Source organism: Olleya sp. NP1-10 (assembly GCF_055804415.1).
In genome coordinates, this window is sequence record NZ_CM147840.1 from 2,050,922 (window position 1) to 2,070,056 (window position 19,135).

The 19,135-nt window shown below is 31.1% G+C and carries 15 protein-coding genes and 1 pseudogene; 8 read left to right on the forward strand and 8 right to left on the reverse strand.

Annotation, left to right across the window (positions count from 1 at the left end):
• Position 1: 1 nt before the first annotated feature.
• From AC0L4B_RS09460 to AC0L4B_RS09495, 8 genes and pseudogenes are all read right to left on the reverse strand, one after another.
• A pseudogene (locus AC0L4B_RS09460) lies at positions 2 to 963 on the reverse strand (alpha/beta fold hydrolase).
• A gap of 94 nt (positions 964 to 1,057) precedes the next feature.
• Positions 1,058 to 1,804: an SDR family NAD(P)-dependent oxidoreductase gene (locus tag AC0L4B_RS09465; RefSeq protein ID WP_473436705.1), complete on the reverse strand. Its 747-nt coding sequence runs from the start codon at positions 1,802 to 1,804 to the stop codon at positions 1,058 to 1,060.
• A gap of 63 nt (positions 1,805 to 1,867) precedes the next feature.
• Positions 1,868 to 2,431 carry a TetR/AcrR family transcriptional regulator gene (locus AC0L4B_RS09470; protein WP_473436706.1) on the reverse strand — a complete coding sequence of 188 codons (564 nt, stop codon included), beginning with the start codon at positions 2,429 to 2,431 and terminating at the stop codon, positions 1,868 to 1,870.
• 69 nt (positions 2,432 to 2,500) lie between these two features.
• Positions 2,501 to 3,346, reverse strand: a complete 846-nt coding sequence (locus tag AC0L4B_RS09475; RefSeq protein WP_473436707.1) for an aldo/keto reductase — start codon at positions 3,344 to 3,346, stop codon at positions 2,501 to 2,503.
• A gap of 102 nt (positions 3,347 to 3,448) precedes the next feature.
• On the reverse strand, positions 3,449 to 3,790 hold the full coding sequence (locus AC0L4B_RS09480; RefSeq protein WP_473436708.1) for a hypothetical protein: 342 nt from the start codon (positions 3,788 to 3,790) through the stop codon (positions 3,449 to 3,451).
• A gap of 70 nt (positions 3,791 to 3,860) precedes the next feature.
• Positions 3,861 to 5,702 (reverse strand): PLP-dependent aminotransferase family protein, encoded by a 1,842-nt coding sequence (locus AC0L4B_RS09485; RefSeq protein WP_473436709.1) that lies wholly within the window; start codon positions 5,700 to 5,702, stop codon positions 3,861 to 3,863.
• A 172-nt stretch (positions 5,703 to 5,874) separates the two neighbouring features.
• Positions 5,875 to 6,111, reverse strand: coding sequence for a hypothetical protein (locus tag AC0L4B_RS09490; RefSeq protein ID WP_473436710.1), 237 nt, complete (start codon positions 6,109 to 6,111; stop codon positions 5,875 to 5,877).
• A gap of 2 nt (positions 6,112 to 6,113) precedes the next feature.
• Positions 6,114 to 6,566 carry an SRPBCC family protein gene (locus tag AC0L4B_RS09495; protein WP_473436711.1) on the reverse strand — a complete coding sequence of 151 codons (453 nt, stop codon included), beginning with the start codon at positions 6,564 to 6,566 and terminating at the stop codon, positions 6,114 to 6,116.
• Between the two features lie 333 nt (positions 6,567 to 6,899).
• Between AC0L4B_RS09495 and AC0L4B_RS09500 the strand changes: the two genes are divergently transcribed.
• The 8 genes from AC0L4B_RS09500 (at position 6,900) to AC0L4B_RS09535 (ending at position 19,035) form a co-directional block, all read left to right on the forward strand.
• Positions 6,900 to 8,786, forward strand: a complete 1,887-nt coding sequence (locus AC0L4B_RS09500; protein WP_473436712.1) for a peptidylprolyl isomerase — start codon at positions 6,900 to 6,902, stop codon at positions 8,784 to 8,786.
• A gap of 2 nt (positions 8,787 to 8,788) precedes the next feature.
• Entirely contained in the window at positions 8,789 to 9,640 is an 852-nt protein-coding gene (locus tag AC0L4B_RS09505) for a peptidyl-prolyl cis-trans isomerase (protein WP_473436713.1), read from the forward strand.
• Positions 9,603 to 11,051, forward strand: coding sequence for a peptidylprolyl isomerase (locus tag AC0L4B_RS09510; protein ID WP_473436714.1), 1,449 nt, complete (start codon positions 9,603 to 9,605; stop codon positions 11,049 to 11,051). The genes AC0L4B_RS09505 and AC0L4B_RS09510 overlap by 38 nt, the downstream gene beginning before the upstream one ends.
• An 8-nt stretch (positions 11,052 to 11,059) precedes the next feature.
• Positions 11,060 to 12,013 (forward strand): AAA family ATPase, encoded by a 954-nt coding sequence (locus AC0L4B_RS09515; protein WP_473436715.1) that lies wholly within the window; start codon positions 11,060 to 11,062, stop codon positions 12,011 to 12,013.
• A 1-nt stretch (position 12,014) separates the two neighbouring features.
• A complete protein-coding gene (locus tag AC0L4B_RS09520; RefSeq protein WP_473436716.1) occupies positions 12,015 to 12,206 on the forward strand; it encodes a GldL-related protein in 192 nt (63 codons plus the stop codon).
• A gap of 13 nt (positions 12,207 to 12,219) precedes the next feature.
• Positions 12,220 to 13,359, forward strand: coding sequence for an acyltransferase family protein (locus AC0L4B_RS09525; protein WP_473436717.1), 1,140 nt, complete (start codon positions 12,220 to 12,222; stop codon positions 13,357 to 13,359).
• Between the two features lie 267 nt (positions 13,360 to 13,626).
• Positions 13,627 to 16,401, forward strand: a complete 2,775-nt coding sequence (locus tag AC0L4B_RS09530; protein WP_473436718.1) for a bifunctional aconitate hydratase 2/2-methylisocitrate dehydratase — start codon at positions 13,627 to 13,629, stop codon at positions 16,399 to 16,401.
• A 363-nt stretch (positions 16,402 to 16,764) separates the two neighbouring features.
• Positions 16,765 to 19,035 carry an aconitate hydratase gene (locus tag AC0L4B_RS09535; RefSeq protein WP_473436719.1) on the forward strand — a complete coding sequence of 757 codons (2,271 nt, stop codon included), beginning with the start codon at positions 16,765 to 16,767 and terminating at the stop codon, positions 19,033 to 19,035.
• Positions 19,036 to 19,135: the final 100 nt, after the last annotated feature.

Genomic DNA, 19,135 nt, shown 5'->3' on the forward strand with positions numbered 1-19,135 from the left:
ATTATAAATTTTGCTTTTGCATAAAGGTCCTTATTTTTTTTATAATAGCATTTCCATCTTCTTCTAAAGCAAAATGTCCAGTATCATAAATATTAAAATCAACATTTTTCACATCTTTTTTAAAAGCTTGAGCACCGCTTTCTGGAAAAAACGCATCATTTTTACCCCAAACTATTAATAATGGTGGTTGATTATCTCTTAAATATTGTTGCCATTTAGGGTAGAGTTTAACATTGTTTTGGTAGTCGTAAAATAAGTCTAAGTTTACAGCATGTGCGTTTGGTCTTGATAATCTGTAATAATCTAAATTATAAGTATCAGGGTCAACGGTTTTAGTATCTCTTACTCCATGTGTGTATTGCCACTTTAAACCTTCTAAAGAAAAAGCAGGTAATAATGCCTTTTCTGTAGTTTCATTTCTATTATTCCAAAGTGCTTTTATATCCGACCAAGCTTCACCTAAACCTTCTTTGTATGCATTTCCATTTTGATTAATAATTGCTGTAATTTTATCAGGGTTTTCAGTAGCTAATCTAAACCCAATAGGAGCACCATAATCTTGAATCATTATAGCATATTGATTAATTTTTTTTGTTTCAGAAACTTACTAATTATAATCGCTATATTATCAAATGTATAGTTGAATTTTTGACTACTAGGAAAGTCACTATTGCCAAAGCCAGGATAGTCTGGTGCAATTAAGTGATATTTATCTGATAATTGATTTAATACCTTTCTGTATTGAAATGAAGATGCCGGAAAACCGTGTAATAATACTATGGTGCTATTATTTGGGTTACCAGCTTCACGATATGCTATGTTAATACCATCTACTTCTATGGATTTATATTTTACTGTAGTATCAATATTAGCATGTTGTTGTGTTAGGTTTACATTAGCGTCATTAACTTTACAAGATGTAATAAGTAAGGTTAATATTAATACTGTTAATATGTTTTTCATGATATGTTATATTAAGGGTAGTTTTAATAAGTTTAATAATTAAGCCATAATCATGATGTTTTAGATTATGGCTTGTAACTAAGTTATAATCTAGTTAATTTCTTCCAGCCATTACACCTCCATCGGTATCCCAAATTGCTCCAGTTACCCATGAGGCTTTATCGGATAGTAAATAAACAATGCTGTTGGCAATATCTTTAGATTCTCCATAACGTCCTATTGGATGAAAATCGTTAAATCCTACTAAAGCTTCTTTGGCAGCAGCCTCACTACCAAAAACATTATGGTATACTGGTGTATTAACTAATGCTGGTGATACAGCGTTAACACGAATGTTATCTTCTGCTAATTCCATTGCTAAATGTTGAGTTAAAGAATGTAAACCTGCTTTTTGCATAGAATATGCAGACGATGGCGTAGCTTTAATTGCCTGTTTTGCCCACATTGATCCTACATTAACTATAGCTCCTCCTTGTGTTGCTTTCATTTTTTTTGCAGCACTTTGTGTAATAAAAAAGAAACCTCTATTTAAATCTAAATATGAATTGTAGTCTTCCATCGTATGATCTAAAAAAGGTTTTGGTCCAAATATACCTGAAGCATTAACTAGATAATCTAAATTGTCTAATGCATTTACATCTTCAATTAACCTATTTACTTCAGTTGTGTCAGAGATATTTACTGTATGCTTAATTAAGTTTGGAGCATCATCAATTTTACTTGTATTTCTTCCTACAACATGTACTGTTGCTCCTCCTTCTAACAATGTGTTAGTTGTTGCATTACCAATTCCACTAGTTCCACCAATGATTAAAGCTACTTTGTTTTCAAATTCTTTCATTTTATTCTTGTTTTAATTGTTAAATAAAGACAGACAAGTCTGTCTTGTTTTTTGTAAATTTTTTTAAGTTATTATTTTTTGACATAAGTTTTTTGCCTCTTTTATAGGCCAATCCTCTTGATGAAGGTGGCTTTCGCCAACAGCACTTTCATATAACAAATATATTTGTCTAGATAAAGTATCAATTTGTTGTGTTTTGATATGTTCTAGATTATTTGAAACTAATTTTTTTATAATTGAAATGAAGCTGTTTTTTTGAGATTGAATCTCATGTCTAATATTTTCATTATCTTTTGGTATTTCCGAAACCGTTTTAATACACCAACAGCCATTAAAATCTTTATCTTGATAAAATAAATTAAGAAAATCAAAAATGGCTAAAATCTGATCTTCACCTTTAGGTTTAGAAGTTGTAAAAGCTTCAAAATTTTGTAAAAAGTTTACGTTTTTATGCTTAAGATATGCTAAACATATATCTTCTTTAGATTTAAAATGATTGTAAAGTGTTGCTTTAGCAATACCTGCTTCTGCAATAATTTGATTTATTCCAGTAGAGTTGTAACCGTTTTTATAAAATAAAAACGAAGCAGTTTCCGTAATTTTATTTTTTACTTCAGCATGTTTCATATTGCAAATATATAAAAATATCACAAAAACAGACAGGTCTGTCTGTTTTTGTGATTTAATTAACTTAACTTATTTTATACGATCTGGCCAGAAGTTAGGATGCTCTCCACTAAAACCTAATTTTGGTATAGTATTGATTTGTTCCATTTCTGAAGTTGATAACTCAAAATCAAATATATTTAAGTTTTCCTCCATGCGTTGAGGTGATGTAGATTTAGGAATTACAATTACGTCGTGTTGTAAAACCCATCTTAAGCAAATTTGCGGAATAGATTTTTTATGTTTTTTAGCAATGTCTATTAATATTTGATTGTCAAACACGCGACCTCTGGCTAAGGGAGACCAAGATTGTACTGCAATATTTTTAGATTTACAATACGAGGTTAATTTTTCTTGCCAATATCCAGGATGGAACTCGATTTGATTTACAGCAGGTATAACATTAGCTGTTTTAAATAAAGCTTCTAAGTGCTCTTGAAAAAAATTACTGACTCCAATGGATTTGATTTTACCTTCAGCTTGTAATTCTTCCATAGCACGCCAGCTTTCCGCATTAGCGTGTTCCCATTCATTATAGTTTTTAGCATTTGCAGGCCAATGGATAAGGTAAAGATCGATATAATCTAAATTTAATTTTTTAAGAGATTTATTAAATTCAGCTTTAGCTTCGTTATAATTTAAGTTTTCTCGCCAAAGTTTAGTAGTAATATATAATTCTTTTCTGTCGATTCCACTTTTTTTGATGCCTTGTGCTACAGCTTCTTCATTACCATAAATAGCAGCAGTGTCAAATAATCTATAACCTTTTGCTATGGCATTGGCAACAGATTGAATACCTTCTTGTTCTGTACATTTATAAGTTCCGAAGCCTGCGATAGGTATTTTAGTGTCATCATTTAAATGTTTAAATGTCATGATTTAATATTTAATAATTGATAATTACAAGGTACGTTTTATCTAATTTTATATAAAATGGCTTAATCTGTTTAACAGCTTTTTAGCATTTGTATAACGATTTTATAAAGGTGTAATACAATTTATTTCTACAATTTGACCAGCCATACAAATATCCATTCTGTCTTTGATTACTGTATAGTTAAAAGTTATTTTCTTTTGATGTTCCAATGTAATATCAAACTTTTTCAAGTTAATGGGATTAACTTTTTTATTGTTTTCTAATACAATCATCCAACCACAACCATCTAGTCCAGTCATGTTAACTAATTTACCATTTACTTGATTAGGACAGGTTTTGTCTTTAGTTGTTTTAGAGTTTGCGCAGGAAAAACCTAAAATAGTAATTGCAATTAGGTAAATAAATTTCTTTTTGAAAATTAAGTTGAATTGGCTTTTTGACATGATTTTGTTACGATTTTAAAATTAGTTTAAATAAAAAACACAACTTATAAAGTTGTGTTTTTTATATCTATTATAGGTTATTTACAAAGTCTTTAAAAACTTTTTTATGTAGTTCTAAATCTAAATTTGGAGATAATGATGCACGTACAATATAATCTTTATCACCTTCTTTGGTTGTACCTTGTGTTGAGGTTGCAGGAATAGTCCAATAACAACCTTTTAACTGTCCATAACTAACGCAAAATTTACTTTGATCAGGAATCTCAGTAATCATTAAATTAATTAATTTTAAGTTAAGTGCTCTCTTATAAGTTTCTTTTTCTTCAGCTGTGTTTCCTTTTGTTGGAAGATCTAAAGAAAATACTGAAGGAGTAAAGCCTTGTGAGGCTAACTCTTCTGATACAAAATTGATTTTAGCATCAGGTAACGCCTCTTGTATAAATGTTACAAAATCACGAGTGTTAGTATACGCATCAGCAATTCTTTGGTTCATAGATGGTAACTGTTTTGCTAAAATCTCATATTGTAAAGCGGTTGCTTCGTTATCACACAATAATAAATGTTGTTCTATTTTTTCGATTAAATCGAAAGTCTTAGTGTTACCAATACAATATCCAGCTGTACATTGTCCTCCACTAGGAAACTTAGATCCACTAGCAAAAGATATAGTTCTAACCGAAGCTAATATTTTATCTTCTCCTAAAAACTGAACATTTGGGCAAAACGTTTGATCCAAAATAAAAACAGGATCAATAGCATTTTGTCCGTTTGGTGTTTGACGCACTTTAGTTAAAGCAGCTTTTAATTGTATTAAATCCGGAACTTCAACTCTTGGATTTGTTGGTATTTCGGCAATTATTAATGGGACAGCGTCTTGCTTTGCAATAGTGTTTAATACATTATCTATACTTTGTACCATATCATTATCACCATCTACTAATAAATCAACAATGGATACATTGTCAATACAAGCAGCAACACGACGTGCTTGGTCATTTGTTCCTCCATAACAATTGGGTGGAACTACTATTTTGATGTCTTTACCCTTGTGGTTTTGTTTAGCATCATCAATTAATCCCATTAAAATAGCATATTGAATAGATAATCCACTTGATGCTACTAATGCTTTTGTATTGGATCCTGTAACGGTTTTAATTGCCTCTGTAACAGCTGTTTTATTCTGTTGGTTGCTTTCAGGAGTATTGTAATTAGCTTGATTTGCCAAAGCTTGTAAAGCTAATAGAGTATTGGACGGAGTCATTGCAACAGTTTCACGACGACGTACATGTTGTATGTCAGAAATATAATGGTCGTTATCTGATCCATTTACTATTAAAACACTTCCTAAAGCTCCATGTAGATTAATGTAAAAATCAACTGTATCAATTAAGTTTATTGTTCCAATGTGTTTATCTTCAGCTATAAAAATAGTACTTCCATCAAAATCAGAAATGTCATTAATATTTTTCACCTGTTTTAGTTCAAAATTATAACCGTAAACACTTTTAATACTATCGGCATTAAACACTTCTGGTAATTGACCAATATAATTAATTTGAGTGTTTTTATTATCTAACAGATTTTTTCTTAAAACCGCTAAGATTGGTACTGTTTGAGAGTCAAAGCTTATTACATTTTGAGCACTAATGTTATTTAATTTTGCAATAGACCACTCTAAAACACAAGATAAAGGATGGCCAAGGCGTATGTAGTCATAAGCAGTTGGAAGATTCTCTAAAGCTGAGGTTTCTGAATTATTGTCGTTGTAAAGCGTTTCAAAAAGTTCTAAAAACTGAACCTTTGCTAAAGCTTCGTTATAAATATCTAATCTGTGAGTTGTGGTACTTAACCAACCTTCAGGTTTATTATTTAATACGTCTTTTATATAATTTAATAAGTTATTGTCTGTCATAAAGTTTGAACTTTAATAGGTTTGATGTTAACCTTAAGTTAGTTTGTAATGTTGCAAAATAAGTCGATAATTTATACTTAAACTTACATTGTTTTAAGATGTAAGTTAACATTACAAATTTAGTAATTTTAGTAGTTTACTGGATTAGTAAATGGTATTAAACCTTTGTTAATTATGGTTGATATACCTGTCCACGATGCGGTTTTAATGCGTCACGAATTGGTTTCATTTCGCTTTCATTTACTACCATATATGCAATACAATGCATATCATTAATAGCTTCAACACCTGTGATGTTTATTTGAGTGTTTTCAATAGCTATATACTCTTTAAGATGTATGACGTGGTGTTCTGCTATTTTTAAGGCATCAGGTCCTCTAAAATCCCAAATTAGTTTAAGTTGTCTCATTATTATTGTTTACTATCTGTTTGCTTTTCGGCGAAAGCCTTAAAATCAATTAAATATTTTTTAGACTGTTTTTTAAATGCTTTAGGCATTAACAGCATCATTAATCGTGAACTAAATTGGGTAGGTACAAATTGATTTATACAAGACCATTTAGTAGTGTTTTCATCTATGATCTCAAAATAATTTTCCTGAATATTATGCATGTTATTAGTGTCAAAATTAAAATTTAAAACACAATTTTCTTCTATTTTGGTTATAGTTTCTTTAACACTCATTAGACGTTTCCCAAACGCATAATTAATTTTAATAGCTTCTCCAACCATACCAGGTTCACCTGACAGATGCTCGTAACTTAATAAGCCATCTTGCCAATACTTCATGTTGTCATGATTTTTTAATAAAGCAAAACAATCTTCAACAGATTTGTTTATGATAATTTGTGTAGTGTATTTCATATTTTGGGATATGGCATAAAAATATAAAATATTACTGTATTTACCGATTACAATTGCTAAGGATATAAAGATTACCGATTAAGTACAATTTAGTTTTAATTTAAAGTTTTTAGCTAATTGTTGAGTTAAAATGTGAAATGCTAATTTTAGATTAAAATTAACAAATAGTTTACTTATTTATCATGTAATAAGTTGTTTATTGTATCACTGTCAAAAGTGCTTGTATTATAGTGTAATATTGCTATTTTTGCAGACATTGCTAATTAAACTAAGCTTTTTATGAAATTGAATATGTTACGCTTAACATTATTTGTTTTTTTTGTCTCCAATCTTATGGTTAAGGCGCAAAATAAGTCTGTATTGTTTACTGTTAATGAGGTGCCAGTCTATGCTTCTGATTTTAAGCGTGTTTATAATAAAAATTTAGATTTAGTTAAGGACGATACACAAAAAGATATTGATAATTACTTAGATTTATTTATAAAGTATAAGTTGAAAATCGCAGAAGCTAGAGCTTTAGATTTGGACAAAAAAACTTCTTATATTAGAGAGTTTGGTAACTATAAAAACCAATTAGCCAAAAATTATTTAAACGATAATAAAGTTACAAATCAATTAGTAGAAGAAGCTTATCAACGCTTATTGACAGAGATTGATGCTAATCATATTTTAGTTAGAATAGAAGAAAATGCTAGTCCACAAGATTCTATTTTAGCCTATCAAGAAATTCAAAAGCTTAGAGGTCGTGTTATAAATGAAGGCTTTAAAGTTATAAAGCAAGATGTACATAATGGACGTACTATTTTTGCTGAGCAGTTAGGTTATTTTACAGCTTTTAAAATGGTGTATCCATTTGAAACTGCTGCGTACAATACAGCTGTTGGACAATGGTCACAACCGTTTAGAACGCAGTTTGGTTTTCATGTTGTTCTTGTAAAAGATAAAAGAAAAAATAGAGGAGACCTTACTGTTGCACATATTATGCTTACAGATAAAGATGGACAGCAAACAGCACAAGAACGTATTGAAGAAATTTATAAACGCATCCAACAAGGGGAAGCTTTTGATGCCTTAGCAAAACAATTTTCTGAAGATAAAAGCTCAAGTAGTAAAGGAGGACAACTTAATACGTTTTCGTCTGGACAATTAAGTTCTAAAGCTTTTGAAGAAGTTGCTTTTGGATTAAAAAATATAAACGATGTAAGTAAACCTTTTAAATCAGAATTTGGTTATCACATTGTTAAACTTATTGATAAAAAAGGAATTAAGTCTTTTGAAGAACTTGAACCTGAATTAAAAAACAAAATCAAGCGCGACTCAAGGTCTAAAGTTATAAATGATAAGCGTATACAAGCATTATATGCTAAATATAACGTATCAACGACTTTACCAAATCTAGAACCAATTGAAGCTATTTTAAATGATAGTTACTTTAAAAGCAGTTGGGTTATTCCAGATCATTTTAAAAACGAAACGGTTTTAGTAAGCATTAAAGATAAGCCATTAACATACATGGATTTTGCTAAGTTTTTGGCAAAAAGCCAACGTCAACGTCAGTCAAAAATAGATGTAAGCCAATTAGTTAAAAACAACTACAAAGTGTTTTTAGAAAGTCATTTAAAAGCTTATCAAGAAGAAAACTTAGAAAATGAAAATGAGGAATACGCTCATATTTTAGGCGAATATAGAGACGGTTTATTGTTATTTGACCTTATGGAAACACAAATTTGGAATGTTTCAAAACAGGATTCGGTTGGATTGCAATCCTTTTACAATGCACATAAAGACAATTATTTTTATGATGTAAGAGTAGATGCAATTGTAGCATCTTCAGCAGAGAAAAGTATAATCAAAAAAACAGCAAAACTATTAAGTAAAAGTATGACTGTAGATCAGATTAAACAACAATTAAATTCTGATTCAAAAATCAACGTTAGTTTTATTACTGATACATTAAATATAAATCATCAGGCTTTACCAAAAGGGTTAGATATAAAGACTGGAGTTTCAAAAGTATTTAAACATAATGATGCTTATAGTGTTGTTCAAATTATAAGTGTATTACCAAAAACAGCCAAAACTTTTGAAGAGTCAAAAGGTAATGTTATTGCAGATTATCAAGCTAAAATTGAAAAAGAATGGTTAGAAAAATTAGCTAAAAAATACACAGTAAAAATTAATCAAGACGCTTTAAAACAAGTCAAAGAAGAACTTAAATAATTTTGAAAAAAATAATCTACATAGTATTATTAGTTAGTGTTTTATGGTCTTGTGACTATTTTAAACCAGTACAGCAAGATGAAGCAATTGCTAGAGTAGAGGATGCGTTTTTATATCATAAAGATTTAAAAAAGGTATTGCCTGAAAATTTGAACGCATCTGATAGTACCATTTTTGCTAATAATTTTATTAATAAATGGGCAACACAGCAATTACTTGTTCAAAATGCTCAAGTCAACTTAACAGATTCTAAATTAGAAAAATTTGATAGGCTAGTCCAACAATATAAAAGCGATTTATATAGTAAAGCATATTTAGAAGCTTTAGTGTCTAAAAACATAGATACAACAGTTTCAAATCAAGAAGCAACAATATATTATGATACTAATAAAGAGGCTTTTAAATTAAACGAAGACTTAATAAAATTTAGATATATTAATGTTGATGCTAATAGGTTAGATCTTGATGATGTTAAAACTAAGTTTAAGCGTTTTAATGTAGAGGATAAAAAGGAATTAGATTCTATATCCATCCAATTTAAAACGTATTCATTAAAAGATTCAGTTTGGATTAGAGTAGACCAAGTTATAAATAAAATTGCAGCAGTACAACCTGAAAATCGAAATGAATTGTTAAAAAAATCTAATTTTATACAACTCAAAGATTCATTAGGATTATATTTGATGCAAATAAATGATGTGTTGTTACGAAACGAAACAGCTCCATTAGAGTACGTAAGACCAACCATTAACCAAATCGTTATTAATAAACGAAAACTGGAATTGATTAAACAATTAGAAAAGGACATTACTAAAGATGCCATTAAAAACAAACAATTTGAAATTTACAATTAAATCTAAAACGTTAACAGCTTTTACGTTTTTATTATTAGCAAGTTTTACTGCTTCTGCCCAAGAGATTATTGAAGAGACAGCTCCAGAAAAAACTATAGATTCTACTTTAACAACAGGAGCAACTAAAGTTGATGGTGTAGCTGCAGTAGTTGGAGATTACATTGTTTTAGATAGTGATGTAGATAAAATGATTTTACAATTAAAGGCACAAGGCGCATCCTTACAAGGTGTAACACGTTGCCAGTTATTTGGTAAATTATTAGAAGACAAATTATATGCACACCATGCCATACAAGATAGTATTGTAGTTAGTGATGCAGAAATAAAATCATACGTTGACCAACAAGTAGAGCAGTTTTTACAACAAACTAATGGTAATATGGATGAATTACTTAAATTCTACAACAAAGAAGACGAAGCTAGTTTCAGAGAAGAAATGTTTGAAATTAACAAGAGTAACAAGTTAGCTTCAGAAATGAAGAAAAAAATTGTAGACGAAGTAGAAGTAACTCCAGAAGAAGTAAGACAGTTTTTTAATGACATTCCAAAAGCAGAAAGACCAAGATTTGGAACAGAACTTAAAGTAGCACAAATTGTAATTGAGCCTAAAGTTAGCGAAACTGAGAAGCAACGTGTTATTGATAGATTAAAAGAATTTAAAAGAGAAGTTGAAGAAGACGGAAAAAGTTTTAGATCAAGAGCAGCCTTTTATTCTGATGATCCAGGATCAAAAAGATCAGGAGGAAAATTACCTCCAATGGTACGTTCTACACCAAGAATGGTAAAAGAATTTAGAGATGTTGCATTCTCATTACAAGAAGGTGAAATTTCAGAACCTTTTGCAACAGACTTTGGGTATCATATTATATACCTTGAAAAAATTAGAGGTCAAGAATATGATGTAAGTCACATTTTATTAGTTCCAGAAATCTCTGACGAAGAAGTGTTAGAAGCGAAAGAAAAGATTGAAAAAATTAAAACAGAAATAGCTAATGGTGATTATACTTTTGCCGAAGCAGCTTTAGAGTTTAGTGATGAAAAAGAAACTAAATTTCAAGGCGGTCAATTAATTAACCCTCAAACTCAGGATTATAATTTCGAATTAACAAAAATGGATCCTGAATTATATGGTCAATTACAAGATCTAGAAAATAATACAATAAGTGAAGTCTTGACTGATACAGACAGACAAGGAAACATTAAGTTTAAGTTAGTAACAGTTACAGATAGAATTGACGAGCATGATGCAGATTACGCACGTGATTATTTAAAAATTAAAGAACTAGCTTTAAACGAAAAGCAATACGACGCTATTGGTAAGTGGCAAAACGAGAAAATTAACGATACTTATATTAAAATTAGCGAGTCTCACAGAGATTGTGACTTTTCAAGTAACTGGTTAAAAAACTAATAAAACATATGTCAGACGTTGCAGCAGTAAAATCTCTAGTAACTAAATACAATTCATTAAGACAAGAAGTTGCCAAAGTAATAATTGGTCAAGACGATGTTGTAAATCAGATTTTAATTTCTATTTTTTCTGGTGGTCACGCGTTGTTAATTGGTGTTCCAGGTTTAGCCAAAACACTAATGGTTAATACAATTTCTCAAGCTTTAGGATTGGATTTTAAACGCATACAGTTTACTCCAGATTTAATGCCAAGTGACATTTTAGGAAGTGAAATCCTTGACGAAAACAGACAATTTAAATTTATAAAAGGACCTATTTTTGCTAATATTATTTTAGCAGATGAGATTAACCGTACACCTCCAAAAACTCAAGCTGCTTTATTAGAAGCAATGCAAGAGCGTGCAGTTACAGTGTCAGGTCATCATTATAAATTAGATTTACCTTATTTTGTATTAGCAACCCAAAACCCAATTGAGCAGGAAGGGACATATCCACTTCCAGAAGCACAATTAGACCGTTTTATGTTTGCTATAAATTTAGATTATCCAACATTTCAGGAAGAAGTAGATGTCGTTAAAGCTACCACATCAGACCATAAACCTAAAGTTAATGCATTATTTACAGCTAAAGAAATAACAGATTTTCAGCAGTTAATAAGACGTATTCCTGTAGCGGATAATGTCATAGAATATGCAGTAACTATGGTTGGTAAAACAAGACCACATAGTGATGCTGCTTCAGATTTAGTAAAGCAATATGTAGATTGGGGAGCAGGACCAAGAGCTTCTCAAAATTTAATATTAGCAGCAAAAACTCATGCAGCCGTAAATGGTAAGTTTTCTCCAGATATAGAAAACGTTCAAGCTGTAGCAACAAGTATTTTACGTCACAGAATGATTAAAAATTATAAAGCAGAAGCTGAAGGAGTCACTATAGAGCAGATTATAAAAAGTCTATTTTAAGATGAAGCTAAAACAATTATTAGTGCCTTTTCTTATTTTGTTATTAGGTATTGGATTAACAATTGTAGGCGCATTATTTAAAATACAACATTGGCCAAACGGAAGCTTGCTATTAACTCTAGGTACTTTTATAGAGTTTTGTGCTATATTTTATGGCATTATTAAATTAGTGAAAATAGCAAGACAAAAATAATTAAATCTAATTTTTGAAACCAATAACAACTTACAAGCAACGAGTATTTGGTTTAGATGTAGTTAGAGCAATCGCTATTTTACTTATACTTTGCTCGCATTCTACTATTTTATTATTTCCAGAATCACCTTCAACAATTGTTAAAACCATTCAGTTTTTTGGAACAATAGGTGTAGATATATTTTTTGTACTTAGTGGATTTTTAATTGGTACTATATTAATAAGACACATACAAAACCAACAAACTAGTCTTAAGCAATTTATTAGTTTTTGGATACATCGCTGGCTTAGAACACTACCAAACTATTATTTGGTTTTAATTATCAATATTGGTTTATTGTATATTTTTAATAGCGAAATACCTAAACAGCTTTATAAGTTCTTTTTCTTTCTTCAAAATTTCAGCTCACAGCAACCTGATTTTTTTACCGAATCTTGGAGCTTAACAATAGAAGAGTTTGCATATATTATTGGTCCTGTAATATTATTAGCCTTGAGCTTATTTTTTAAAAAAATTAATAAATGGAGTTTTTTAATAATGACTTGTTTAGTAATTATGTGTATTACAGTACACAGATATATTTTTGATGTCCATTTAACTACTATTCCAGAACATCTTTCATGGAGTAAAATATTACGTAAAGTAGTCATTTATAGAATTGATAGTATTTATTATGGTTTTTTAGGAGCTTTTTTTGCTTATTACTATTCAAAATTATGGAAGCAACTTAAGTGGCTAAGTTTTGGTTTTGGGTTAAGTTTATTTATAATTGTTCACTTAAATATTTTTCTAAATCAATTAAACCCAGATGCTTTCTCCTCCTTTTTTAATATTTATTATTTACCCTTAGTATCCATAAGTATTTTGTTGACGTTTCCTGTGTTTTCAAATTGGAAAAAGCATATAATGTTAACACCTCTAATAAATAAAATTAGCTTGTGGTCTTATTCAATTTATTTAATCAATTATTCAATTGTTTTGCTAACTATAAGACAATTTGTAAATATCGATCAAGTCAGTTTAATTGCTAAATTTTCAATTTTAGTGTTGTATTGGATCTTAACATTTGCTTTTTCTTATCTATTATTTACTTTTTTTGAATATCCACTGATAAAATTTAGAGACTCTATAAATAACAAGTTTTTAAAATAAACGTAATTTTTAGTTAATAAATTTAGATAATGATTTTTTTGAGGTATCAAAAATATGGAATTATTAAAATTTAGGATATTATTTCATCAAATTTGTCAATACTTCAATTTTATAATTAGCTTTCAAAATACCTTAAAATTTTCGTAATTTTGCTAGACTTGAATTGTATGTAATTTTCTAGTTTACGTAAGGTTTAAGTTTGATTTAAGTGTATACTTACAACATTTTTTTCAGTAATAAATTTAAAAGAATTCTATTTTAAACTATATGAACATTTATAAAGATTACCTAAAAGAGATCGAAGACAGAAAAGTACTAGGTCTTCATCCTAAGCCAATCGATGGTGCAGATTTATTAAGCGCAATTATTGAGCAAATTAAAGACACAAATAACGAATATAGAGAGCAGTCTCTAAATTTCTTTATTTATAACGTTTTACCTGGTACCACAAGTGCTGCAGTTGTTAAAGCTAAGTTTTTAAAAGAGATTATTTTAGGTGAATCTAGTGTTCCAGAAATTTCAACCGAATTTGCTTTTGAGCAATTATCACACATGAAAGGTGGACCTTCTGTTAAAGCATTATTAGATTTAGCTTTAGGTACTGATGAAGCAATAGCAAATCAGGCTGCAAAAGTGTTAAAAACGCAAGTGTTTTTATACGAGGCAGATACAGATCGTTTAGAAGAGGCTTACAATAACGGAAGCGCTATCGCTAAAGGTATTATTGAAAGTTATGCGCAAGCAGAATTTTTCACCAAACTTCCAGAAATAGACGAAGAAATTGAAGTAGTAACATACATCGCAGGTGTTGGTGATATATCTACAGATTTATTATCTCCAGGTGGTGATGCACACTCACGTTCAGACAGAGAATTACATGGTCAATGTATGTTTGAGCATAACAAAGACATGCAAAACGAATTATTAGCTTTAAAGGAACAACATCCTGATAAGCGCGTGATGCTAATTGCAGAAAAAGGAACCATGGGAGTTGGATCTTCAAGAATGTCTGGTGTTAACAACGTAGCATTATGGACAGGTATTTCTTCAAGTCCTTATGTACCGTTTATTAATATCGCTCCAGTAATTGCTGGTACTAATGGTATTGCTCCAATCTTCTTAACTACAGTTGGAGTAACTGGAGGTATAGGTTTAGACCTTAAAAACTGGGTGAAACAAAAAGATGCAGACGGTAATACTATTGTAGATGAAGATGGTGAACCTATCTTAAAAGAAGAGTATTCGGTTGCAACAGGAACAGTACTTACAATTAATACAAAAGAGAAAAAATTATATAACGGAAAAACAGAATTAAAAGATGTTTCTGCAGCATTTACTCCACAAAAAATGGAGTTTATGAAAGCTGGTGGATCTTATGCTGTTGTTTTCGGTAAAAAATTACAAACATTTGCTGCTAAAGTATTAGGTATCGAAGTACCTCAAGTATATGCTGCTTCAAAAGAAGTGTCTATAGAAGGTCAAGGTTTAACAGCAGTAGAGAAAATTTTCAATAAAAATGCAGTAGGTACATCAGGAGCAACATTACACGCAGGATCTTACGTTCGTGCAGAAGTAAACATTGTTGGTTCTCAAGATACTACAGGTTTAATGACTTCTCAAGAATTAGAGATGATGGCTGCTACAGTGATCTCTCCAATTGTAGATGGTGCTTACCAATCTGGTTGTCATACAGCTTCAGTTTGGGATGATAAATCTAAAGCTAATATTCCAAGGTTAATGAGTTTCATGAACGACTTCGGTTTAATTACTGGTCGTGATCCAAAAGGGAAATATTTCCCTATGACAGATGTTATTCATAAAGTACTTAACGATATTACTGTTGGAGATTGGGACATCATTATTGGTGGAGATTCGCACACACGTATGTCTAAAGGTGTTGCTTTTGGAGCAGATTCTGGTACAGTAGCCTTAGCATTAGCAACAGGTGAGGCGTCAATGCCAATTCCAGAGTCAGTTAAAGTTACCTTTAAAGGACAAATGAAATCTTACATGGATTTCCGTGATGTAGTACACGCAACACAACAACAAATGTTAAAGCAATTTGGAGGTGAAAACGTATTCCAAGGTCGTGTAATCGAAGTGCATATTGGTACCTTAACTGCAGATGAAGCTTTTACATTTACAGATTGGACTGCCGAGATGAAAGCTAAAGCATCTATCTGTATTTCAGAAGACGATACTTTAATCGAGTCATTAGAAATTGCAAAAGGACGTATCCAAATCATGATTGATAAAGGTATGGATAATGAGAAACAAGTACTAAAAGGACTTGTGGAGAAAGCAGAAACGAGAATTACAGAGCTTAAAACTGGTATTAAGCCATCGTTAAGACCAGATGCAGATGCTAAATATCATGCAGAAGTTATTATTGATTTAGATGAAATTGCTGAACCAATGATTGCAGATCCAGATGTAAATAACGAAGATGTTTCAAAACGTTATACACACGATAACATTAGACCATTATCATATTACGGAGGAACTAAAAAAGTAGATTTAGGTTTCGTAGGATCTTGTATGGTTCACAAAGGTGACATGAAAATTTTAGCGCAAATGCTTAAAAATGTTGAAGCGCAAAATGGTAAAGTAGAATTTAAAGCACCTTTAGTAGTTGCACCTCCAACATATAATATTGTAGACGAACTAAAAGAAGAAGGTGATTGGGATGTATTAGTAAAATACTCAGGATTCGAGTTTGACGATAGTGCTCCAAAAGGATTAGCACGTACTAAATATGAAAACATGTTGTATTTAGAGCGTCCAGGATGTAACCTTTGTATGGGGAATCAAGAAAAAGCAGAACCAGGAGATACTGTTATGGCAACATCTACACGTTTATTCCAAGGAAGAGTTGTAAAAGATACTGGCGAGAAAAAAGGAGAGTCATTATTATCATCAACACCAGTTGTGGTATTATCTACAATTTTAGGAAGAACTCCAACTATGGCAGAATATGAAGCAGCAGTAGATGGTATTGTTTTAACCAAATTCAAACCTTCAACAAAGCAATTAGTTAGATAATCAACAAGATATCTTTATAATATTTTAAAAAGTCCGAGTGTTGAACTCGGGCTTTTTTTGTGTTTAATAGCTTCGATTAATTTTTATAATTTGGGCGTTACCACAAGGGTCGGGCTTTTCGTTCCCAATCTTTTTTTAATAAGGTTTATAGCAATAAGTAGTATCAATATTTATCTACTTCAAGTTTTATTAAGCATCATAAGTGTTAAAAAAGGATTTCCACTGCAATCCCTAACGCGATGCAAAACAAACAGTTAGCATTTTGGTAATAGTCAAAACACGTTAAAACACTTTCATAATCATACTATAATTTGTATATTAGGATACTAATAATCACAACTAAATAAACAAAAAAAAGAACTTATGGCATTTGATATTGATATGATAAAAAAGGTGTATAGCCAAATAGCAGAACGTGTAGACAAAGCACGTGATGTTGTTGGAAAACCTTTAACGCTTTCTGAGAAAATTTTATATTCTCACCTTTGGGATGGTAAAACGGACAAAGCCTTTACAAGAGGTAAAGATTATGTAGATTTTGCACCTGACCGTATTGCATGTCAAGATGCAACCGCACAAATGGCATTATTGCAATTTATGCAAGCAGGAAAAGATAATGTTGCAGTACCAACTACTGTACATTGCGATCACTTAATTCAAGCCAAAGAAGGAGCTACAAAAGATTTAAAACACGCAAATAGTGTAAGTAGTGAAGTTTTTGATTTTCTAGAATCAGTATCTAATAAATACGGAATTGGATTCTGGAAACCAGGAGCAGGTATTATTCACCAAGTAGTATTAGAAAATTACGCATTTCCAGGAGGAATGATGATTGGTACAGATTCTCATACAGTTAATGCTGGTGGATTAGGTATGGTTGCCATCGGAGTTGGAGGTGCAGATGCTGTAGATGTAATGGCTGGAATGGCTTGGGAATTAAAATTCCCCAAATTAATTGGTGTTAGATTAACAGGTAAATTATCTGGATGGACAGCTCCTAAAGATGTCATATTAAAAGTAGCAGGAATTGTATCAGCTAAAGGAGGTACAGGCGCGATTGTTGAATATTTTGGTGAAGGTGCCAAAGCTATGTCATGTACAGGTAAAGGTACTATTTGTAACATGGGAGCAGAAATTGGTGCAACGACATCAACTTTTGGTTACGATGAGTCTATGGAACGTTATTTACGTGCCACAGACAGAGCAGATGTTGCAGATGCTGCAAATCAAGTGAAAGAGTATTTAACTGCAGATGATGAAGTATATGCTAATCCAGAACAGTATTTTGATCAAGTTATAGATATCAATTTATCAGAGTTAGGGCCATTATTAAACGGACCTTTTACTCCAGATTTATCAACTCCAGTTGGTGATAAAATGACTGAGATGGCAACTACTAATAAGTGGCCATTACAAGTAGAATGGGGACTTATTGGTTCCTGTACTAACTCATCTTACGAAGATTTATCGCGTGCATCATCAATAGCGCAACAAGCAATTGATAAAGGTTTAAAAATGAAAGCTGATTTAGGGATTAATCCTGGATCTGAACAAGTTAGATATACAGCAGACAGAGATGGTATTTTAGGGATTTTCGAAAAATTAGATGCTAAAATATTTACAAATGCTTGTGGACCATGTATTGGACAATGGGCAAGATATAGCGATCCAAAAAATGCACCTAAAAATAGTATTGTACACTCTTTTAATAGAAATTTTGCAAAGCGTGCAGATGGTAACCCAAATACACATGCTTTTGTAGCTTCGCCAGAGATTACAGCAGCTATTGCAATTTCTGGACGTTTGGACTTTAATCCTTTAACGGATAAGTTAATTAATGAAGAAGGTCAAGAAGTTATGTTTGATGAGCCAACAGGATGGGAGTTACCACCTAAAGGTTTTGAAGTTAAGGATAATGGGTATTTAGCTCCTGATCCAGATGGAAGTGGAGTTGTTGTAAAAGTGGCTTCAGACTCAGAAAGACTTCAATTATTAACTCCTTTCACTCCAATTGGTAATGATATTTCTGGCGCTAAATTATTAATTAAGGCTTTTGGTAAATGTACTACAGATCATATTAGTATGGCTGGACCTTGGTTGCGTTTTAGAGGACATTTAGATAATATTTCTAATAATTGCTTAATTGGTGCGGTAAATGCCTTCGGTAAGAAAACCAACTTTGTAAAAAATCAATTAACTGGTGAGTTTGCAGGTGTGCCAGATACAGCTAGAGCATATAAAGCAGCTGGAGTTAAAACTATAGTTGTTGGAGACCATAACTATGGAGAAGGATCTTCTCGTGAGCATGCAGCAATGGAGCCAAGACATCTTGGTGTTGTAGCTGTAATTGTTAAATCTTTTGCTCGTATCCACGAAACCAATCTTAAAAAACAAGGAATGTTAGGTTTAACTTTTGCTAACGAAGCAGATTATGACTTAATTCAAGAAGATGATACATTCAATTTCTTAGATTTAAATGAATTTGCACCTAATAAACCATTAACTATTGAAGTGGTTCATGCAGACGGAAATAAGGACAATATCATCGTAAATCATACATACAATGAAGCGCAAATCGCTTGGTATAACGAGGGAAGTGCTCTTAATTTAATTAAGAAAGAAAACAATGCATAATACTTAGTAAAAAGTGTTTATTATTAAAGCTCCTGAATCTTTCAGGAGTTTTTTTGATATTTATGTAAGGTTTTAAATTAAGTGTCGACTTTTTAGTAAA